Source organism: Pseudomonas sp. MT3 (assembly GCF_054720805.1).
Map to the genome: position 1 here is coordinate 84,623 of NZ_JBTVPY010000014.1, position 18,724 is coordinate 103,346.

Consider the following 18,724-nt stretch of genomic DNA (forward strand, 5'->3'; position numbering starts at 1 on the left):
TCGATGTTCCTTTCCGCCGACGCCTGCTCGCGCTCCTGCGCATTACGCTCCAGCGTGCGCCAACGGGCGCCTCAGTACGCGCAGGCGCCGAGCAATCGTCGAACGGACAGGTCCAGCGGCTCCAGGCTGGTATCAACGACGAACTCCGGCGCAGGCGGCACTTCATAGGGGGAATCGATGCCGGTGAAATCGCTGATCAGCCCCTGTCGCGCCTTGCTGTACAGCCCCTTGGGATCACGCTGCTCGCAGAGATCGAGTGGCGTGGAAACATGGACTTCGACGAACTGCCCCGGCTGGAACTGCGCCCGCAGTCGCTCGCGGTCGCGCCGGTACGGCGAGATGAAGGCGCAGAGCACGATCAGGCCGGCGTCCACCATGAGTTTCGCCACTTCGCCTGCGCGCCGGATATTTTCCGCCCGGTCCGCCTCTGCCATGCCCAGATCACGGCAGAGCCCGTGGCGCACGTTGTCGCCATCGAGCAGATAAGTCTTCCTGCCGGTCGCATACAGCGCCACGTCCAGCGCATTGGCAAGCGTCGACTTGCCGGCTCCCGACAGGCCCGTGAGCCAGATGCATGCTCCGCGCTGCTGCATGACCTCGGCGCGCATCTGCGTCGTGACCTTCTGTTCGTGCCAGCGCACCTCACTGCTCAACCCGTTCGACATGGTTGCCTTCTCGTCCCGAGGAAACGAACAAGGCTGACGAATAGGGGAAGTGGTTCCAATGCGGCGCCTCCACCAGGTGCAGGCAGAAACTTCCGACATGGCGGCGTGAAAGGGAGTGCGGCAATGAGTTGCCGGGCATTTTTCGTGTTCCATCGATGTGCCAATGCGCATCTTGTTGCAGGAGCTTGCTCGCGAGCTGCATGACGCCGGTGGCGGAGCAGAATCCGTTCGCGAGCAAGCTCGCTCCGAAGAAAAGCGAAAGCGGCTCGTCAGCCCTAGAGCCTGGACCAGATGCCGTTGGGATAGGCGATGGCACTGCTCACCGACATGTACGGGGACAGCGCGCAGCTCTGGAACACGCTGCTGATGCGCGGCGATATGGCGGCAGGTCGTTGACCTGCTCGCCGCCGATGAGGATGTCGCCGGAGGTGATGTTCTCGACGCCGGCGCTGCTGCGCAGCAGCGTGGTCTTGCCACAACCCGACGCCCCCAGCAAGGTGAAGACCTCGTTGAGGCGGGGGCGCGTCGGTGGAGCGTTTGCTGACCCGACGGACATCGACCAACGAGTTTATTTTTCTTCCGCAACAGGTTTTGCACGGACGGTTTTGCGGCATCCTTTCCTGGGTCAAGCAAGAGGCGGAGTCGGTCATGACGGAGAAACGCCCCGAGTCCACGGTGGAACGCGTCTACCAAGGGGTTTACGAGGCCATCAGCAAGCGCACCCTGCGCCCCGGCATGAAGCTGGGCGAGGCGGCGCTGGCGGAATTGTTCAAGGTCAGCCGCACTTCGGTGCGCGCGGCGCTGAAACATCTGGAAGCGGACGGGCTGGTCTCCAGCGCGCTCAACAAGGGTGCCTGGGTGTCGCTACCCAGCGACGAGGAGATCCGTTCGCTGTTCGAAACGCGGCGGCTGATCGAGATCGGCATCGTCAGCGAACTGTGCCGCCGAGCCGACAGCGCGATCTTCCAGGACCTGCGCGACCACGTGGCGCTGGAGGATGCGGCCCACGGCCGCGACCATGCGCAGTTCGTCCACCTGCTCGGGGAGTTTCACCTCAAGCTCGCGGCGGCGCTGCACAATCCGGTGCTGCTGGACTTCTTCCGCAAGCTGATCGAGCGCGCCTCGCTCTACGCCACCACCCTGGACGACGAGCACCACGAAACCTGCCGGGGCAACGAGCACCTGCGGTTGATCGAGTTCATCGAGGCGGGCAACCAGGCGGCGGCCATCGAGCTGACCTGCATGCACCTCAACGCCATCGAGCAGGCCATCCTCAGGGCGGCGGGGAACCTGAAGGCGGATTACCACCCGCTCAAGCACCTGATCGGCGGCTGAGATTTACTGTAGGAGCGAGCTTGCTCGCGAACCGAGGCGCCCCGTTGATACCGAACTCCATCCCCACGCCTCAGCGAAAGAGGACCGGTCGGTGCGTGATTGCACTATGGCGTTAGCCGGGAGCAACTGTTCGCGAGCAAGCTCGCTCCTACAAAGAGCGGCAGAGAAAAACGCCCGGCGCTGGCCGGGCGTTTCGGTCAGGCGGCAGGCCCGCCCGCGATGGCTTCGAAGCCCTGTCGAATCTGCTCTTCCGGCAGGTTGTCACCGATGAAGACGATCACGCTCTCGCGCTTCTCGTCGCCCTTCCACTCGGAGTCCCAATCGAAGCCATAGAGCCGCAGCACGCCCTGGAACACCAGACGACGCGCCTCGTCGGCGATATTCAGCACGCCCTTGTAGCGCAGCAGCGAATTGCCGTGCCATTGCAGCAGGTCGTCCATGAATTCGCTGAGGCGTTCGATATCCAGGGGGTTGTCGCTGCGCAGCACCAGGGTGGTGATGCGGTCGGTGGTGTCCGCCGCCGGGCGCACGGGGCGCAGCAGCGGGCGCAGGCCGAGGTCGGCGTTGAGGTTGAAGCCGCGCACGTCGAGCAGGCGTTCCAGCTCGATGGCGCCGTGCTTCACGGCGTGGATTTCGGCGCGGCGGTTGATGCGCTGCAGGCGCTCGACCAGCGCCTCGTATTGTTCAGGCGACACCAGGTCGCTCTTGCTTACCAGGATGCGGTCACCGAAGCCGACCTGGGCCTGGGCGATGGCTTCCTGCAGGTGGCGCTCGGCGTTGGCGGCGTCCACCAGGGTGATGATGCCGTCGAGCAGGTAGCGCTCGCGCAGGGTATCGTCGACGAAGAAGGTCTGCGCCACCGGGGCCGGATCGGCCAGGCCGGTGCACTCGATCACCACGCGGTCGAAGTCCAGCTCGCCGTTGTCGCGGCGCTCCAGCAGGACGTAGAGCGCGCGCTCCAGGTCGCTATTGATGGTGCAGCAGACGCAGCCGTTGGACAGCGTCGTCACCTGAACCGCGTCGTCGCCGAGCAATTGAGCGTCGATCGGCGTCTCGCTGAACTCGTTCTCGATCACGGCGATCTTCAGACCGTGCTCGGCCTTGAGGATGTGCTTGAGCAGGGTGGTCTTGCCGGCCCCGAGGAAGCCGGTGAGGACGGTCACCGGAATCTGCGGCGCGCTTGCGGAATCGGTCATGGGAACATCCAGGCAATCAGAAAAGAAAACAGGCAGAAATGAAAACGGACCGCGATCGCTCGCGGCCCGCATCTCTACTTATGAAACGTCGGCGAGGCAGGCGAGACAAGGCGCCAGTGGCCGGAAAAAGCGGAGTCTACTTCAGTAGATGAGCATTTTTCCGGCCACTGGCAACGCAGCATCGGCCACGCAGCCAGTTTCATCGCATCAGCAGCAGCGGATCGGCCTCCCCTTGCCACCACCGTAGCGAGCCTCCTGGCGCTCGCGGAAGAACTCCTCGTAGGTCATCGGAGTCTTGTCCGGGTGCTTGTTCTGCATGTGCTGAACGTAGGTGTCGTAATCGGGCATGCCGACCAGCATGCGTGCGGCCTGCCCGAGATACTTACCCATGCGGCTGAGGTCGTTGAACATGATCTACCTCCGTCAGGCGTCCGGGATCGGCTGGAACGGCGCCTCCTTGTCGGTGCGCTCCTTCTTGCTCCAGGCGCTGGCGCCCACCTTGATCGAGTACACCAGCACGCTGAACACCACCAGCAGGAACAGCACGGTGAGACCGGCGTTGATGTAGGCGTTCATCATCACCGCCTGCACCTGGCCGATATCCTTGGCCGGCGCCAGCACTTGCCCGGCATCGAGCGCGGCGCTGTACTTCTTGCCCAGGGCGACGAAGCCCACGGCCGGGTTGCTGTCGAAGACCTTGATCAGCCCCGCCGCGGTGGTGCAGATCAGCAGCCAGGCGGCCGGCAGCGCGGTCACCCAGACGTACTGCTGGCGCTTCATCTTGATCAGCACGACGGTGGCGAGCATCAGCGCGATACCGGCGAGCATCTGGTTGGAGATGCCGAACAGCGGCCACAGCGTGTTGATCCCACCCAGCGGATCGACCACGCCCTGGTACAGCAGCCAGCCCCACAGCGCGACACAACCGCCGGTGCCGACGATGTTGGCGCCCCAGGAGTCGGTCTTCCTCAGTGCCGGGACGAAGTTGCCCAGCAGGTCCTGCAGCATGAAGCGACCGGCACGGGTACCGGCATCCACCGCGGTGAGGATGAACAGTGCCTCGAAGAGAATCGCGAAGTGATACCAGAAGGCCATCGTATTCTCACCCGGCAGCACCTGGTGAAGGATGTGCGCGATACCCACGGCGAGGGTCGGCGCGCCGCCGGCACGGGCCAGGATGGTGGTTTCGCCGATATCCTTGGCGGTCTGGGTCAGCACCTCGGGGGAAATCATGAAGCCCCAACTGCTGACGGTGGCGGCCACCGCGTTGACGTCGGTACCGACCACGGCCGGCGGGCTGTTCATGGCGAAGTAGATGCCCGGCTCGATCACCGAGGCGGCGACCATCGCCATGATCGCCACGAAGGACTCCATCAGCATGCCGCCGTAGCCGATGTAGCGGGCGTCGGGCTCGCGGTTGAGCAGCTTCGGCGTGGTGCCGGAGGAGATCAGCGCGTGGAAGCCGGACACGGCGCCACAGGCGATGGTGATGAACAGGAACGGGAACAGGCTGCCCTTCCACACCGGGCCGGTGCCGTCGGTGAACTGGGTCAGGGCCGGCATCTTCAGCTCCGGCATGACGATCAGAATGCCGATGGCCAGGGCGACGATGGTGCCGATCTTGAGGAAGGTCGACAGATAGTCACGCGGCGCCAGCAGCAGCCACACCGGCAGCACCGAGGCGACGGCGCCGTAGCCGATCAGCATCCAGACGATCTGCACGCCGTGGAAGGTGAAGACCGGCGCCCATTCCGGGCTGGCGGCGACCTGCCCGCCCAACCAGATGGAGCCCAGCAGCAGCGCCACGCCGACCACGGAAATCTCGCCGATGCGGCCCGGGCGGATGTAGCGCATGTACACGCCCATGAGGATCGCGATCGGGATGGTCGCCAGCACGGTGAACATGCCCCACGGGCTTTCGGCCAGGGCTTTCACCACGATCAGGGCGAGTACCGCGAGGATGATGATCATGATCAGGAACGCGCCGAACAGGGCGATGGTCCCCGCCACCTGCCCCATTTCCTCGCGCACCAGTTCACCCAGCGAGCGCCCATTGCGGCGGCTGGAGATGAACAGGACCATGAAGTCCTGAACGGCACCGGCCAGCACCACGCCGGCGATCAGCCAGAGCGTGCCGGGCAGGTAGCCCATCTGCGCCGCGAGCACGGGACCGACCAGCGGGCCGGCGCCGGCGATGGCGGCGAAGTGGTGACCGAAGAGGATGTGCTTGTTGGTCGGGACGTAGTCCAGGCCGTCGTTGTTGAGGACCGCGGGGGTCGCTCGGTTGGGATCCAGTTGCATCACCTTGGTGGCGATGAACAGGCTGTAGTAGCGGTAGGCGACCAGGTAAATGGCGACCGCTGCGACGACGATCCACAATGCGTTGATGGCTTCGCCGCGGCGCAACGCCACGACTCCTAAGGCAAAGGCACCGACTATCGCCACCACCAGCCATGCGAGGTGACGCAGCAGGTTGTTGTTATTGTTCATAGCGAGGCTTCCGACAGTTTGAAGGCGAGAATTCGCAGAAAAATTCTAATCTTTTCCCACGACCCATTCATACGACCTTAGTCTAGAGCGGTTACGTGCTTATTGCCTGAGCTCAAAATCGACCAGCCGGACGATGCAAAAGAAAAACCCGCATCTGCGGCGGGCTTTTCGGGGGCGCGGGGGATCAGACTGGCTGCTTGGCGTAGCGCGACAGCACCTGATCGCGGCTCATCACCGCCAGGGTATTGTTCAGCACCTGCTCGCCGGTGCTGTCCTGGGTGGCGAATATCTCGCCGAAGTGCTGCTGGGTCACCTGGGCGAAGTGCGCGCGGTCCTCGCTCGGGATGCCCAGCAGGACGGCGTAGGCATCCAGCGCCTCTCCGTGCCCCTTGGCCATGTCCTCTGCGATGTTGTCGAGCATGCCGTTCATGGCGAAGATCGAGCGGCCGCCGTAGCCGATGCGCACATTGGAGTCACAGCCGTTGGTACCCGAGGTCAGACCGAAGGTGGCGTTGCCCGACGTGCCGTTGGTGGTGGTGGCCAGCAGGTGCGGCAGCAGGCCGCGCTGCCCCTCGAACACCATGTTGCCCCAGCCGCATCCCTTGCCGCCGGCTTCGTCGGCTTGCGCCAACAGGCTGGTGGCGCTCAAAACACCAAGGATCAGGCCCTTGCTCAGGAGTTTCTTGTCCATATTCTGCGCTCCGCAGTGGGTGTTGGTTCGTGCCCAAGGAGCTTTGGCGAGAGCCGGCGCCCTGTCAAACCGCCGCCAGCCGTGCCGGACAGACGAAAGGCCTACGGTTTCCGTCCGAGCGATAACCGTCCGACGAAGCCTGCGCCGCTTGTCTATAGTGAGGCGAACCCGATTGGCCGGAGAGTCAGGACATGAGCGACGATCACGCCGAGCGCCGGCGCTTCCAGCGCATCGCCTTCGATGCCGGCACGGAAATCAGCCAGGGCGACCAGCGCTGGAAGGTGACGCTGCTCGACCTGTCACTGCAGGGCGTACTGGTGGAGCGCCCCGAACACTGGAACGTGGTGGCCGGCGAGCCGGTGCACGTGCGCATCTACCTGGGCTTCGACGCCAACGTCTACATGGAAGCCGACCTGGCCTGGGAGCGCGAGGGCCTGCTGGGCTTCGCCTGCCGGCACATCGACCTGGAGTCCATCAGCCACCTGCGGCGGCTGGTGGAGCTCAACCTGGGTGACGAATCACTGCTGGAGCGGGAGCTGACGCTGCTCAGCGAACACTGATCCAACCTTGTAGGAGCGAGGGGGACGCCATCGTTATTGCTCGCGAACCGTCTGACACCGGAGCCGCCGGTGAGAGTTCGCGAGCAAGCTCGCTCCTACAGAAAGCCGCTATTCGAACAAGGCATCCAGCGCCTGCTCCAGGCGCGTCACCGCGATCACCTGCAAGCCGGCCGGCGCTTCCTTCGGCGCATTGCCCTTGGGTACGATGGCGCGCTTGAAGCCGTGCTTGGCCGCTTCCTTCAGGCGCTCCTGGCCACTGGGCACCGGACGCACCTCGCCGGACAGCCCCACCTCGCCGAACACCAGCAACTGATGATCCAGCGGGCGGTTGCGCAGGCTGGACATCACCGCCGCCATCAGCGCCAGGTCCGAGGCGGTTTCCAGCACCTTCACCCCGCCCACCACGTTGAGGAACACGTCCTGGTCGTAGGTCGGGATGCCGCCGTGGCGGTGCAGTACCGCCAGCAGCATGGCCAGTCGGTTCTGGTCCAGGCCCAGGGTGACGCGACGCGGGTTGGCCAGGTGGCTGGTATCCACCAGCGCCTGCACCTCCACCAGCATCGGCCGCGAGCCTTCCCAGGTGGCCATGACCACGCTCCCCGGCACCGATTCCTGGGCGCGGGTGAGGAAGATCGCCGAAGGATTGGAGACTTCCTTCAGCCCCCGGTCGGTCATGGCGAACACGCCCAGTTCGTTCACCGCGCCGAAACGGTTCTTCACCGCCCGCAGCAAGCGCAGGCGGCCATCGGACTCGCCCTCGAAATACAGCACGGTGTCGACCATGTGCTCCAGCACGCGCGGGCCGGCCAGCGCGCCTTCCTTGGTGACATGGCCGACCAGGAAGATCGACGTGCCGCTCTGTTTGGCGAAACGCACCAGCAGGGCCGCGCTCTCGCGCACCTGGGCGACGCCGCCGGGGGCCGATTGCAGTTGTTCGGTGAAAATGGTCTGGATCGAGTCGATCACCATCACTTTCGGCTGCTCCTGGCGCGCGGTGGCGATGATGCTTTCGATGCAGGTCTCGGTCATGACCTTGAGCTTGTCTTCCGGCAGGCCCAGGCGGCGGGCGCGCATGGCGACCTGCTGCTGGGATTCTTCACCGGTGACATAGAGCGCGGGAAGGCGCGCGGCGATGTTGCAGAGGGTCTGCAGGAGGATGGTGGACTTGCCGATGCCGGGGTCGCCGCCGATCAGCACCACCGAGCCGTCGACCAGACCGCCGCCGAGCACGCGGTCCAACTCCGCCGAGGCGGTGGTGAAGCGCGGCATCTCTTCGACGCTGACTTCGGCGAGGGTCTTGATGTTGGCCTGCTGGCCGGCCCAGCCGCCGCGCCCGGAAGAGCTGCTGCCCGAGCCGCCGGTGGGGGTGGTGTCGATGACGGTCTCGACCAGGGTGTTCCAGGCGCCGCAATCAGGGCATTGGCCGGCCCATTTGGGGTAGGTGGCGCCGCACTCGGTGCAGCCGTACATGCGCTTGGCCTTGGCCATGAGCGGACTCCGTCGAAGACAAAGTCCGCATCATAGCCAATCGGGCCACACGCTTCAGGACCTGTTTACGATCCGGCAAGCCAGAGCAGAACCTGGCGCAACGGCCAACGGGAATAACAGCCTTCAGGCTGGTCCGAAGGGCGAGCGCAGCGAATCAGCCGGTTGAGGGAGCGGAGTTTGCGCGCAGCCCGAAACCGACCTCAATGCAGTTGTGCAGACGCGAAGCAGACCGTAAGCAGGTCCTCAGCCCGCCAGGCGGCGATATTGGCACTCCATATCGTACTTGAGGCTTTCGCGACGCATGAGCAGCGACGCCAGGGTGCAGTCGGGACGCTCGACGCCCTCTTCCACCCGACCGATGCGCTGGTCCAGCAGCTCGTACTGCAGCTTCAGGCGGACCAGGCGCTCCTGGGCGCGGAGGGCTTCGACGTTGCGTTTGGCGGACTTGGTGACGGACTTGCCAGAGGACGAAATGGCTTTACGCATGGCGGTGGCACCGGTTGGAAATGGATGACGGGAGCCTACGCCTCGCTCCGACCCACACCCTTGACATCAATCAAGCTCAGGAAGATCGCCTGAGCAGGTCGGCGATCTCGTCCTTCAGTGTCACGCGTTGCAGTTTGAGGGAGTTGAGGGCGAGGTCATCCATCGCCTGGCGGCCGTCCTCGATGTCGTAGATTTTCCTGTCCAGCTCCTCATAGCTGGAGGCCAGGCGGGTGAAGGTGGCGTCTTTCCCGTGCAACCGGGTCATCAGTGCCTTCTGGTCGGGAAACTCTCGGGACAAGGGATGATGCTCGAGTGGCATGGCGGACCTCCGTCAGTAGATGGGTTGCCCGTTAAGCCTAGCCCACCCGGCAAAAGCGCCCAGCACCGCCGGTCATTGAACGATTCGGGGTGATCGGACCGCGGCGGGCCGCTAAACTGCCCACCTGTCCCCCTCAGTTACAAGGAGTTCCTGCATGAGTCTGCTTAGCGAGTTCAAGGCTTTCGCCGTCAAGGGCAACGTGGTCGACATGGCCGTCGGTATCATCATCGGCGCCGCGTTCGGCAAGATCGTCTCGTCCTTCGTCGGCGACGTGATCATGCCCCCTATCGGTCTGCTGATCGGTGGCGTCGACTTCTCCGACCTGGCGATCACGCTCAAGGCTGCCGAAGGCGACGTGCCCGCCGTGGTCCTGGCCTACGGCAAGTTCATTCAGACCTGCCTGGACTTCATCATCGTCGCCTTCGCGATCTTCATGGGCGTGAAGGCCATCAACCGCTTCAAGCGCGAGGAAGAAGCCGCGCCGGCCGCGCCGACCAAGGATCAGGAACTGCTGAGCGAAATCCGCGACCTGCTCAAGGAGCAGCGCAACCGCGCTCCCTGAGCCCCCGACTCACTCCGTCACAGCGGCGGGGTGAGCCGCACGCGGCCGATCCGCCGCTCGCTGACGTCCGTCACCTCCAGGCGCCAGCCGGCCAGCTCCAGCGTGTCCCCCTTGGCCGGCAAGCGGCCCAGGTGCTTGAGCACCAGGCCGCCCAGGGTCTGGTACTCCGCGGTCGAGCGAGCGCGGAAGCCCACCCGCGCGGCCAACGCCGCCAGCGTCACCGCGCCGTCCACCCGATACCCCTGCGCGTCCGGCTCGATGTCCGTGCCAGACACTTCGCTGGCATCCGGCAGCTCGCCGGCGATCGCCTCGAGGATATCGGTCATGCTCAGCATGCCCTCGAAGCCGCCGAACTCGTTGACCACGAAGGCCAGGTGGGTCGAGGCCTCGCGCATCAGCTCCAGGGCGCCCAGCACCGTGCTGCTGTCCGGCAGGCTCAGCGGCTCGCGCAGCAGCGGCAGGATGTCCAGCTCGCGCCCCTGCAGCAGGACGGAGAACAGCTCCTTCTTGTGCACATAGCCCAGCGGCTCGTCGATGTTGCCTTCGCGGATCACCAGCAGGCGCGAGTAAGGCGACTCCAGCAGCGCGCGGCGCACGGCATCCGGGTCGTCGGCCAGGTCGATACCGTGCACCCGCTGGCGGTCGATCATCACGGCCTTCACCGGACGCTCGGCCAGGCCCAGCACACCGCTGATCATCACCCGCTCGCGGCGGTCGAACGGCGCGTCGCCGCCCTCCTCCGGGCCCACCAGGTCGGCGATGTCCTCGCCCACCTCGTCGGCGTCGACCTTGCCGCCCATCAGGCGCAGCACGGCGTGGGCGGTCCGCTGGCGCAGGCCGCGCTGCCCGCGCTGGCTCTTCTGGCGCTTCCAGCGCACCAGCTGGTTGGCCATCTCGATCAGCAGGCTGAAGCCGATGGCGGCGTACAGGTAGCCTTTCGGGATGTGGAAGCCCAGGCCCTCGGCAGTCAGGCTGAAACCGATCATCAACAGGAAGCCCAGGCACAACATGATCACCGTGGGGTGTGCGTTGACGAAGCGGGTCAGCGGCTTGCTGGCGATCATCATCAGGCCTATGGAGAAGATGACCGCGATCATCATCACTTCCAACTGCTCGACCATGCCCACGGCGGTGATCACAGCATCGAGGGAGAACACCGCGTCCAGCACCACGATCTGCGCGACCACCGGCCAGAAGGCGGCGTAGGTGCGCTTGCCGTTGGAAGTGTGCACGCGGCCTTCCAGGCGCTCATGCAACTCCAGCGTCGCCTTGAACAGCAGGAACAGACCGCCGAACAGCATGATCAGGTCGCGGCCGGAGAAGGTCTTGCCCAGCACTTCGATCAACGGCTCGGTGAGCGTGACCAGCCAGGAGATGCTCGCCAGCAGGCCCAGGCGCATCAGCAGCGCCAGCGACAGGCCGATCAGCCGCGCGCGGTCGCGCAGGTGCGGCGGCAGCTTGTCCGCGAGGATCGCGATGAAGACCAGGTTGTCGATGCCGAGCACCAGCTCGAGCAGGATCAGGGTGAGCAGGCCGAGCCAGGCCGTGGGGTCCATCAGCCATTCCATGCCGGACGACCTCGCTGGGTGCGCGCCAGGGCAGGCTGGGAAGGATCATCCGCGAGCGCGGATGCCGGGGGAGGTTCGCCGACCGCCGGCTCTACCGGGGTAGGCATCGGGGTCGGCGTCGTACTTTGACTGTCCATGAGGTCCGAAGAAAGGGAAACGGACGCCCATCCTAAGGGCAAAGCCTCGCTGCCCTAAGGGGACAATCTTTTCAAAATCTATCGAGCCGACCTTACCAATAGTTTTCCACGGCGATCTGGCCAGGCTTGCGCGTCAGTGCCAGGCTCATGCCGCGGGCCTTCAGCACGGCACGGGTGTCCTCGATCATCTGCGGGTTGCCGCAGAGCATCACCCGCGAATGTTCCGGGCTGAGTTCCAGACCGGCGGCGCGTTCCAGCTCGCCGTTCTCGATCAGCGTGGTGATCCGCGCGTTCAGGCAACCGGGCACCTGTTCGCGGGTGACCACCGGGATGAACTGCAGCTTGTGGATATGTTCGGCCAGATGCTCCATCGCGCCGAAGCTGGCGATCAGGTCGCGGTAGGCCAGCTCCTTCTCCTCGCGGGCGCTGTAGACCAGCTTGATGGTCTCGAAGCGTTCCCACACCTCGAAGTCCTGCAGGATCGACAGGAACGGCGCAAGGCCGGTGCCGGTGGCCAGCAGCCAGAGATCGCGGCCATCGGGGAAGCGGTCGAGGGTGAGGAAGCCGAAGGCCTGGCGATCCACCAGCAACTGGTCGCCGACGCGCAGGCGGCTGAGCTCGCTGGTGAACTCACCGCCGGGAACGACGATGGAGAAGAACTCGAGGAACTCGTCGTGGGGCGCCGAGACCATCGAGTAGGCGCGCCAGACGATGCTGCCGCTGGGCTTGTACACGCCCAGGCGGGCGAATTGCCCGGCGCGGAAGCGGTAGCCGCTGTCGCGGGTGGTGCGCAGGGTGAACAGGCTAGGGGTAAGCGTCTGCACCTCCACCAGGGCCTGGCGGGTGAACTTCTCTTCGCTGGCGGTCATCGTCCACTCCTTTCTCGGGAACGAAGCTATTTTCCCGTATTGGCACGCGGAGAAACACCCGCAAGGCTTGTGGCTATCCGGGTAGATCGCCACAAGCCTGCTCTGGATCAGTCCCTTTGGATCAATGCTTGCGGTTCACCACCTGGGCGGCGCGTAGCACATCGCTGCCGATCTCACCCTCGAACTGCTTCCACAGCGGCTGCATGGCGGCGCGCCAGGCGTCGCGCTCAGCCGGGGTCAGGGCGACGATGCGCGCCTTGCCGTTGGCAAGCACCTGCTCGCGCTCCTTCTGGTTCAGCGCCTCGGCGTCCTTGTTCACCTCGACGGTGACTTCTTCGATGATGCTTTCCAGTTGGGTGCGCACCGGGTACGGCATGCTGTTCCAGAACTTCTGGTTGCTGATCAGCATGTAGCTGAGCACGCCGTGGTTGGTCTCGGTGATGAACGGCTGGGCGCTGTCGAGCTTCTGGCTGCCGATGTTCGACCAGGTGTTCTCGGTGCCCTGTACCTTGCCGTCCTGCAGCGCCTTGAGAGTCTCGGCGAAGGGCAGTTTCACCGCCTTGGCGTCGAGCAGGCCGAATTGCGCATCGATCACCGACGACGGCTGGATGCGGAAGCTCAGCCCCTTGGCGTCCACCGGGGCGCGCAGCTCGCGGGTGGCGGAAAGCTGCTTCATGCCGTTGTTCCAGTAGGCCAGGCCATAGATGCCGGACGTGGCCATCGAATGCAGCAGCTCGCGGCTCATGCTGCGCTTCTGGAAGCGCTTCACCGCCTCCAGGTCATCGAACAGGAACGGTAGGTCGAAAACCTCCAGTTGCCGAGTGTAGCCCTCGAACTTCGACAGCGACGGCGCCAGCATCTGCACCTTGCCGTCCCTGAGCGCCTGCAACTCGTCGGCATCGCCGAACAGTGTGGAGTTGGGGAATACCTCGACCTTCACCTCGCCGGCCAGGCGCTCCTCCACCAGCTTCTTGAACAGCAGTGCGCCGCGGCCCTTCGGGGTGCCGTCGGCGACGACGTGGGAGAACTTGATCACGATGGGCGCATCGGCGAAGGCCGGCTGGACCGGGAAGAACAGGACGGACAACGCCACCCCGAGAAACGACTTGTACATCGATATCCTTATGCAATAGCAATAGCCCGGCGCGCGAACAGGTTCGCGCATCGAGGTTCCGTGAAGACTTGTCAGGGGAGTGGCCGCAGGTCGGCGGGACAGCGGTCCCGGGATCCGGCCCTACCGGGTCGCACGCAGCGCCCGGTTATTATTGGTAATCCGCAACGCAGACGAAGGCGGGGCGGATAGGCGATAATTTTTCGGTATCCAGCCGGTCCACACAAGTCGCCGACAGCCAACCACGTCTCAGTTTCATGACAATGCGATTGCAGTGAGCCCTCCGTTATTGCCATCCACCCTGTTCCGCGACTTCAGCCAGACACCTTCGTTCGAGAGTCCCATGCCCGTCCTCGCCAGCCCCTTCGCCCAGCTCGACCTGGTCCGCCACCCCGAACAGCGCGAAGACCCGCTGCAGGCCTTCGATGCGGCCGACGAGTACCTGCTCGGTCATCTGCATGAGCAAGGCGTAACCGCCGACAGCCGTGTGCTGGTGCTCAACGACAGCTTCGGCGCCCTCGCCACCAGCCTGGCGCCCCATGTGCGCCTGACCAGCAGCGGCGACTCGCACCTGGGCTTCATCGCCCTGCAACGCAACCTGGAACGCAACGGGCTGAGCGACGCCGCGCCGACCTTCGTGCCCTCCAGCGAAACGCCGCAAGGCCCGTTCGACTACGTCCTGGTGCGCGTGCCCAAGACCCTCGCGCTGCTGGAAGAACAGTTGATCCGCCTGCACGACCAGCTCGCGCCGGGCGCGAAAGTGGTCGCCGCCGGCATGATCAAACACCTGCCGCGCGCCGCCGGCGACCTGCTGGAAAAATACATCGGCCCGATGCAGGCCTCGCTGGCGGTGAAGAAAGCCCGCCTGCTGATCGCCACCGCCGAACAGCGGCCGTCGCCAACCTCGCCCTACCCCAGCCGCTATCGCCTGGACAAACCCGCGCTGACGCTGGTCAACCACGCCAACGTGTTCTGCCGCGAGGGCCTGGACATCGGCACCCGCGCCTTTCTTCCGCACCTGCCGCAGGTGCACCACGCCGTGCGCGCGGCGGACCTGGGCTGCGGCAACGGCGTGCTCGGCATCGCCTTCGCCCTGCTGAACCCGCAGGCCGAACTGACCCTGGTGGATGAGTCCTACATGGCGGTGCGGTCCGCACGGGAGAACTGGCAGGCCGCCCTGGGCGAGCGCCCTGTGGATATCCACCCCGACGACGGCCTCGCCAGCCAGGCCGCAGACTCCCTGGACCTGATCCTGTGCAACCCGCCCTTCCACCAGCAGCAGGTGGTCGGCGACTTCCTCGCCTGGCGCATGTTCCAGCAGGCCCGCGCCGCGCTGGTCACCGGCGGCGAGCTGTGGATCGTCGGCAACCGCCACCTGGGCTACCACGCCAAGCTCAAGCGCCTGTTCCGCGGCATCGAGCAAGTGGCGGCAAATCCGAAATTCGTGGTGCTGAAAGCGACCAAATAAGCGCTCGGGATTGCTCCGGCCAGCGCGCCGGAGCAGCATGGATCGCCCCCACCCGGATGCGCGCCATGACCGCCCAAGAAGCCGTTCTCCTCCCACCCGAACTGATCCGCACCGCCGACGGCGTCGATCTCGCCCTGCGCCGCGTTGGCCCGGAGGACGGCGTGCCGGTGGTGCTGACCCACGGCACCTTCTCCAACCATCGCAGTTGCCTGGGGCTGGCCAATTACCTGGGCAGCCAGGGCTTCGCCTGCTGGGTGTTCGACTGGCGCGGGCATGGCGACAGCGGACGCAATGACTTCCTGCACAGCTTCGATGACGTGGCCGAGCAGGACGTGCCGGCGATACTCGATGCGGTGAGCCAGCGTACCGGACAGACGGCGCTGCACTGGGTCGGCCACTCAGGCGGCGGGCTGATCGTCTCGATGTGGGCGGCGCGCAATCCCGAACTGGCTCAGCGACGGCTGCGCTCGTTGGTGTTGATCGGTTCCCAGGCCACGGCGGCCGGTGCCAGCCTGCGGCACTGGCTGGCAATCCAGGCGTTCGACTGGATGCTGCGCTGGCGGCGTATCGCGCCCAGCCGGGCGAAGAGCGTCGGCCCCGAGGTGGAGAGTGCGCGGCTGATGCGTCAGTGGTGCCAGTGGAATTTCCGTCGGCGTTTCGATTCGCTGGAGGGCTTCGACTACTTGGCCGGGCTGGGCGGCGTCGAGCTGCCGGTGCTGGGCGTGGCGGGCAGCGGCGATACCTTCATCGCGCCGGTGGCGGGGTGCGAGGCGCTGGTGAAGGCCTTTGGCGGTGCGCAGGCGAAGCTGGAGCTGTTCGGGCTGGCGACCGGTGCGCGGGAGGATTACAGCCACAACCGCCTGCTGCTGTCGCGCAATGCCAGCGTGGAAGTCTGGCCTCGCATCGAGCATTGGTTGGCGCAGCACTGAGAGCTGTCGCTTGGGTGTCGCCGGGGTTCGCGAGCAAGCTCGCTCCTACAGTCTGACGCCGGAGTTTCCCCTGTAGGAGCGAGCTTGCTCGCGAACCAGGTCAGGAACGCAGTGCGGCCGGTGTATCGACGTCACTCAGCACGCCTGCGTCGGCGACGTCCAGGGTGACGCAGCAATCACGGTGTGCCCGCACCACTGTCCGGGCGCCTTCATCGCCGGTGAGCTGTGTCAGCGCCGGCCAAAACTCGCGCCCGAACAACACGGGGTGCCCGCGCTGGCCTTCGAAAATCGGAAAAAGAATGCTCGAAGCGCTGGCCGCATCGATCAGCGCTTGCAAGGTATCCAGGGCGATCCACGGCATGTCGCCGAGCAGGATGGCCACGGCCAGTGCATCACTGTCACCCAGCGAAGCCGCGCCCGCCGCCAGGCTGTGCCCCATGCCGAGCGCCGCGTCCGGGCTGTAGATAATCCGGCTACCGGCAGGCAGGCCGAAATCTTCCGCCCGCTCGCCGTCACGCAGCACCACCCGTACTTCAGCGAACACCGCCAGCGCGCGTTCAACGCTGTGCGCCAGCAGGCTGCGCCCGTCGGGCAAGGTCGCGCGGCGCTTGTCCGCGCCGAAGCGCGAGCCCTGGCCGGCAGCCAGGACCAGCGCCACGACCGTCACAGCGCCTCGCGGGCGATGCCGCTGCGGGTGCGCAGGATGTCGGCGAGCACGGCCAGGGCGATTTCCGCCGGGGTCTTGCTGCCCAGGTTGAGGCCGATGGGCGCGTGAATGCGCGCCAGTTCGGTCTCGCTCAGGCCTCCCACCCGTACCAGGCGCTCGCGGCGCTTTTCGGAAGTGGTGCGCGAACCCATCACGCCGATGTAGAAGGCCTCGGTGCGCACGGCTTCGAGCATCGCCAGGTCGTCGATCTTCGGGTCGTGGGTCAGGGCGACGACGGCGGTGTCCGCGTGGCAGCCGCCGTTGGCGATGAAGATCGACGGCAGTTCGCGGCGGATTTCGATGCCGTCCAGCACCACGCCGTCCAGCGCTTCTTCGCGGGGATCACAGAGGATGACTTCGAAGCCCAGCCCCTTGCCGAACTCCGCGCAGAAGTGCGCGACGCTGGAGTACCCGGCTAGCAGCAAGCGCTGCGCAGCGCCGATGCGCAGACGCACGCGGGCTTCGTCACGCTCGACCCGCGGGCCGTGCTCGTGGTCGTCGCGCAGGCGGCGGCTGCCGTCCTGCAGGTTCACTTCGCGCAGCAGGCGGCGCTGGCCGAGCAGCGCCGATTCCAGTTCGCGCAGGTGGGCCTGCACGTCGCAATCGGGCGCGAGGTTTTCCACCAGCACATCGAGGATGCCGCCGCAGGGCAGGCGGATGTTCGTGCGGGTGTCGGTGCCGTCGCCGTAGCGCACGACGACCACCGGTTCGCTGAACTCGCCCTCGGCGACGCGTTCGAGGAAGTCATCCTCGACGCAGCCGCCGGACAGCGAACCCACCCACTGGCCGCTGGCGTTGACCGCCAGCAGCGAGCCCGGCGCGCGGGGCGCTGAGCCATAGGTGAAGAGCACGCTGCACAGCCACACGCGCTGCCCGGCGTTGGACCACTGGAGCGCCTGCCGGACTACTTGCAGATCGAGATGCTGCACGACTCACTCCGCCTTGAGTTGAGCGACCTGTTGTACGCCCATGTCGCCCGGCAAGCCACCCCAGGCCTGGCGCAGGTAGTTGATCAGGTCGGTGAGCTGCTCGTCATTGAGCTTGTCAGCGAAGCCCGGCATTGGTTGCATGCGCTCGAAGCCGGTGAACTGCTGCTCGCGGATGCCCTCGACAATGACCTTGGCCAGGTTGCGCGAATCGGCCAGGCGCAGGGTGGTGTTGCCCTGCATGGCCACGGCGATGTGCGGCTTGCCCTCGCCGTCGTTGCCGTGACAGCCGGCGCAGACGTTGAGGTACTGCTGGCGACCGCGCTTGGCACTGTCGCTGAGCTTGTCCTCGGTCACGGCCTGGACCACCTTGGCCTGCGGCGGCTGTTCGCCGAGCAGGTAGGTGGACATGGCAGCGAGGTCCTCGTCAGCCAGGTGCTGGGTGCTCAGGTGCATCACCGGGAACATCTCGTTGAACATGCTGCCCTGCGGGCTCATGCCGTGCTTGAGGAAGCCGGTGAGGTCGGCACTGGTCCAGCCGCGCTCGGCCAAGTCCTGGGCCAGCAGGCTCGGGGCGCTGTAGCCGTTGAGCAGGCCGCCGGTGAGGCGCTTGTCCTGCTGCAGGGCGCCGATCTGGTTACGCGGGGTGTGGCACTCGCCACAGTGGCCGAGCACTTCCACCAGGTACTGCCCGCGCTGGTACGCCGCGCTCTTGCCCTCGGCATTCTCCAGCTGGACGCTCTTGCCGTAGAGCATGTTCCAGCCCGACAGCCCCATGCGCACGTTGAACGGGAAGCTCAGGCTGGTTTCCGGAGCGGCGCGGTGCACTGGCGTCTGGCTCATCAGGTAGGCGTAGAGGGCATCGCTGTCCTCGCGCTTGATGAGGTGGTACGAGGTGTAGGGCATGGCCGGGTAGAGATTGGCCCCATCCTTGCGCTTGCCTTGGGTAACGGCGGCGAAGAAGTCGTCGGCGCTGTAGTTGCCGATTCCGAACTCCTTGTCCGGGGTGATGTTGCTGCCGTAGATGGTGCCGAACGGCGAGTGGATCGGCAGGCCGCCGGCGAACGGCGCACCGCCCTCGGCGGTGTGGCAGGCCATGCAGTCGGCGGCGCGGGAGACGTACTCGCCGCGTTTGATCAGGTCCTGGTCGGCGGCCTGGGCACCGACTGCCAGGCCGAGGCCGACAGCCAGCGTGAGGCCGGAAAGAATGCGCTGCAT

20 protein-coding genes and 1 pseudogene are annotated in these 18,724 nt (G+C 65.7%); 5 read left to right on the plus strand and 16 right to left on the minus strand.

The genetic code is table 11. The features are described from left to right. Positions 1-71: 71 nt before the first annotated feature. The 3 genes and pseudogenes from cysC to ACYCAX_RS16065 form a co-directional block, all read right to left on the minus strand. Positions 72-665: an adenylyl-sulfate kinase gene (gene cysC, locus ACYCAX_RS16055; protein WP_460248375.1), complete on the minus strand. Its 594-nt coding sequence runs from the start codon at positions 663-665 to the stop codon at positions 72-74. After that, positions 643-903, minus strand: a complete 261-nt coding sequence (locus ACYCAX_RS16060; protein WP_460248376.1) for a hypothetical protein — start codon at positions 901-903, stop codon at positions 643-645. The genes cysC and ACYCAX_RS16060 overlap by 23 nt, the downstream gene beginning before the upstream one ends. A gap of 64 nt (positions 904-967) precedes the next feature. Further along, positions 968-1,279: pseudogene (locus ACYCAX_RS16065) on the minus strand (ATP-binding cassette domain-containing protein); the annotation flags it as partial. Between the two features lie 34 nt (positions 1,280-1,313). Here ACYCAX_RS16065 and ACYCAX_RS16070 point away from each other — a divergent pair. Beyond that, positions 1,314-2,000, plus strand: a complete 687-nt coding sequence (locus tag ACYCAX_RS16070; protein WP_460248377.1) for a GntR family transcriptional regulator — start codon at positions 1,314-1,316, stop codon at positions 1,998-2,000. A gap of 197 nt (positions 2,001-2,197) precedes the next feature. Here ACYCAX_RS16070 and yjiA read toward each other — a convergent pair whose 3' ends face one another. From yjiA to ACYCAX_RS16090, 4 genes are all read right to left on the minus strand, one after another. Then, on the minus strand, positions 2,198-3,196 hold the full coding sequence (gene yjiA, locus ACYCAX_RS16075; RefSeq protein WP_460248378.1) for a GTPase: 999 nt from the start codon (positions 3,194-3,196) through the stop codon (positions 2,198-2,200). Between the two features lie 207 nt (positions 3,197-3,403). Continuing rightward, the gene (locus ACYCAX_RS16080; RefSeq protein WP_015478970.1) at positions 3,404-3,607 is read right to left on the minus strand and encodes a YbdD/YjiX family protein; all 204 of its coding nucleotides are present in this window, start codon (positions 3,605-3,607) and stop codon (positions 3,404-3,406) included. A 12-nt stretch (positions 3,608-3,619) separates the two neighbouring features. Beyond that, positions 3,620-5,686: a carbon starvation CstA family protein gene (locus tag ACYCAX_RS16085; protein WP_015478971.1), complete on the minus strand. Its 2,067-nt coding sequence runs from the start codon at positions 5,684-5,686 to the stop codon at positions 3,620-3,622. A 184-nt stretch (positions 5,687-5,870) separates the two neighbouring features. Then, entirely contained in the window at positions 5,871-6,377 is a 507-nt protein-coding gene (locus ACYCAX_RS16090; RefSeq protein ID WP_015478972.1) for a DUF3015 domain-containing protein, read from the minus strand. A 191-nt stretch (positions 6,378-6,568) separates the two neighbouring features. Here ACYCAX_RS16090 and ACYCAX_RS16095 point away from each other — a divergent pair, with 191 nt between their 5' ends. Then, positions 6,569-6,937 carry a PilZ domain-containing protein gene (locus ACYCAX_RS16095; RefSeq protein WP_015478973.1) on the plus strand — a complete coding sequence of 123 codons (369 nt, stop codon included), beginning with the start codon at positions 6,569-6,571 and terminating at the stop codon, positions 6,935-6,937. Between the two features lie 108 nt (positions 6,938-7,045). On the opposite strand, the gene radA is transcribed toward ACYCAX_RS16095, so the two are convergent. The 3 genes from radA to ACYCAX_RS16110 form a co-directional block, all read right to left on the minus strand. Beyond that, positions 7,046-8,425: a DNA repair protein RadA gene (gene radA / locus ACYCAX_RS16100; RefSeq protein WP_015478974.1), complete on the minus strand. Its 1,380-nt coding sequence runs from the start codon at positions 8,423-8,425 to the stop codon at positions 7,046-7,048. A 243-nt stretch (positions 8,426-8,668) separates the two neighbouring features. Then, positions 8,669-8,911: a hypothetical protein gene (locus ACYCAX_RS16105; RefSeq protein WP_015478975.1), complete on the minus strand. Its 243-nt coding sequence runs from the start codon at positions 8,909-8,911 to the stop codon at positions 8,669-8,671. A 76-nt stretch (positions 8,912-8,987) separates the two neighbouring features. Continuing rightward, the gene (locus ACYCAX_RS16110; RefSeq protein ID WP_015478976.1) at positions 8,988-9,230 is read right to left on the minus strand and encodes a YdcH family protein; all 243 of its coding nucleotides are present in this window, start codon (positions 9,228-9,230) and stop codon (positions 8,988-8,990) included. 154 nt (positions 9,231-9,384) lie between these two features. Between ACYCAX_RS16110 and mscL the strand changes: the two genes are divergently transcribed. Further along, positions 9,385-9,792: a large-conductance mechanosensitive channel protein MscL gene (mscL, locus tag ACYCAX_RS16115; RefSeq protein WP_015478977.1), complete on the plus strand. Its 408-nt coding sequence runs from the start codon at positions 9,385-9,387 to the stop codon at positions 9,790-9,792. Positions 9,793-9,809: 17 nt separating this feature from the next. Here the strand turns inward: mscL and ACYCAX_RS16120 are convergent, their stop codons facing one another. From ACYCAX_RS16120 to ACYCAX_RS16130, 3 genes are all read right to left on the minus strand, one after another. After that, a complete protein-coding gene (locus ACYCAX_RS16120) occupies positions 9,810-11,360 on the minus strand; it encodes a TerC family protein (protein ID WP_460248379.1) in 1,551 nt (516 codons plus the stop codon). A 229-nt stretch (positions 11,361-11,589) separates the two neighbouring features. Further along, entirely contained in the window at positions 11,590-12,366 is a 777-nt protein-coding gene (locus tag ACYCAX_RS16125) for a ferredoxin--NADP reductase (RefSeq protein ID WP_294980858.1), read from the minus strand. A 121-nt stretch (positions 12,367-12,487) separates the two neighbouring features. Next, entirely contained in the window at positions 12,488-13,480 is a 993-nt protein-coding gene (locus ACYCAX_RS16130) for a DctP family TRAP transporter solute-binding subunit (RefSeq protein ID WP_460248380.1), read from the minus strand. Positions 13,481-13,820: 340 nt separating this feature from the next. On the opposite strand from ACYCAX_RS16130, the gene ACYCAX_RS16135 reads away from it, so the two are divergent. Both ACYCAX_RS16135 and ACYCAX_RS16140 read left to right on the plus strand, forming a co-directional pair. Then, positions 13,821-14,945 (plus strand): methyltransferase, encoded by a 1,125-nt coding sequence (locus tag ACYCAX_RS16135; protein ID WP_460248381.1) that lies wholly within the window; start codon positions 13,821-13,823, stop codon positions 14,943-14,945. 65 nt (positions 14,946-15,010) lie between these two features. After that, a complete protein-coding gene (locus ACYCAX_RS16140; RefSeq protein WP_460248382.1) occupies positions 15,011-15,874 on the plus strand; it encodes an alpha/beta fold hydrolase in 864 nt (287 codons plus the stop codon). A 100-nt stretch (positions 15,875-15,974) separates the two neighbouring features. Here the strand turns inward: ACYCAX_RS16140 and ACYCAX_RS16145 are convergent, their stop codons facing one another. From ACYCAX_RS16145 to ACYCAX_RS16155, 3 genes are read right to left on the minus strand one after another with little or no spacing between them, the layout of a single operon-like run. Next, positions 15,975-16,541 carry a nucleotidyltransferase family protein gene (locus tag ACYCAX_RS16145; RefSeq protein ID WP_294977927.1) on the minus strand — a complete coding sequence of 189 codons (567 nt, stop codon included), beginning with the start codon at positions 16,539-16,541 and terminating at the stop codon, positions 15,975-15,977. Continuing rightward, positions 16,538-17,509: an XdhC family protein gene (locus ACYCAX_RS16150; RefSeq protein ID WP_460248383.1), complete on the minus strand. Its 972-nt coding sequence runs from the start codon at positions 17,507-17,509 to the stop codon at positions 16,538-16,540. Before ACYCAX_RS16150 ends, ACYCAX_RS16145 begins: the two co-directional genes overlap by 4 nt. A 3-nt stretch (positions 17,510-17,512) precedes the next feature. Continuing rightward, the gene (locus ACYCAX_RS16155; protein ID WP_460248384.1) at positions 17,513-18,724 is read right to left on the minus strand and encodes a c-type cytochrome; all 1,212 of its coding nucleotides are present in this window, start codon (positions 18,722-18,724) and stop codon (positions 17,513-17,515) included.

Excerpts from the sequence above, each read along its gene's own strand:
- cysC (WP_460248375.1), bottom strand. The coding sequence starts at position 665 with ATGTCGAACGGGTTGAGCAGTGAGGTGCGCTGGCACGAACAGAAGGTC.
- ACYCAX_RS16070 (WP_460248377.1), top strand. The coding sequence starts at position 1,314 with ATGACGGAGAAACGCCCCGAGTCCACGGTGGAACGCGTCTACCAAGGG.
- yjiA (WP_460248378.1), bottom strand. The coding sequence starts at position 3,196 with ATGACCGATTCCGCAAGCGCGCCGCAGATTCCGGTGACCGTCCTCACC.
- ACYCAX_RS16080 (WP_015478970.1), bottom strand. The coding sequence starts at position 3,607 with ATGTTCAACGACCTCAGCCGCATGGGTAAGTATCTCGGGCAGGCCGCA.
- ACYCAX_RS16085 (WP_015478971.1), bottom strand. The coding sequence starts at position 5,686 with ATGAACAATAACAACAACCTGCTGCGTCACCTCGCATGGCTGGTGGTG.
- ACYCAX_RS16090 (WP_015478972.1), bottom strand. The coding sequence starts at position 6,377 with ATGGACAAGAAACTCCTGAGCAAGGGCCTGATCCTTGGTGTTTTGAGC.
- ACYCAX_RS16095 (WP_015478973.1), top strand. The coding sequence starts at position 6,569 with ATGAGCGACGATCACGCCGAGCGCCGGCGCTTCCAGCGCATCGCCTTC.
- radA (WP_015478974.1), bottom strand. The coding sequence starts at position 8,425 with ATGGCCAAGGCCAAGCGCATGTACGGCTGCACCGAGTGCGGCGCCACC.
- ACYCAX_RS16105 (WP_015478975.1), bottom strand. The coding sequence starts at position 8,911 with ATGCGTAAAGCCATTTCGTCCTCTGGCAAGTCCGTCACCAAGTCCGCC.
- ACYCAX_RS16110 (WP_015478976.1), bottom strand. The coding sequence starts at position 9,230 with ATGCCACTCGAGCATCATCCCTTGTCCCGAGAGTTTCCCGACCAGAAG.
- mscL (WP_015478977.1), top strand. The coding sequence starts at position 9,385 with ATGAGTCTGCTTAGCGAGTTCAAGGCTTTCGCCGTCAAGGGCAACGTG.
- ACYCAX_RS16120 (WP_460248379.1), bottom strand. The coding sequence starts at position 11,360 with ATGGAATGGCTGATGGACCCCACGGCCTGGCTCGGCCTGCTCACCCTG.
- ACYCAX_RS16125 (WP_294980858.1), bottom strand. The coding sequence starts at position 12,366 with ATGACCGCCAGCGAAGAGAAGTTCACCCGCCAGGCCCTGGTGGAGGTG.
- ACYCAX_RS16130 (WP_460248380.1), bottom strand. The coding sequence starts at position 13,480 with ATGTACAAGTCGTTTCTCGGGGTGGCGTTGTCCGTCCTGTTCTTCCCG.
- ACYCAX_RS16135 (WP_460248381.1), top strand. The coding sequence starts at position 13,821 with ATGCCCGTCCTCGCCAGCCCCTTCGCCCAGCTCGACCTGGTCCGCCAC.
- ACYCAX_RS16140 (WP_460248382.1), top strand. The coding sequence starts at position 15,011 with ATGACCGCCCAAGAAGCCGTTCTCCTCCCACCCGAACTGATCCGCACC.
- ACYCAX_RS16155 (WP_460248384.1), bottom strand. The coding sequence starts at position 18,724 with ATGCAGCGCATTCTTTCCGGCCTCACGCTGGCTGTCGGCCTCGGCCTG.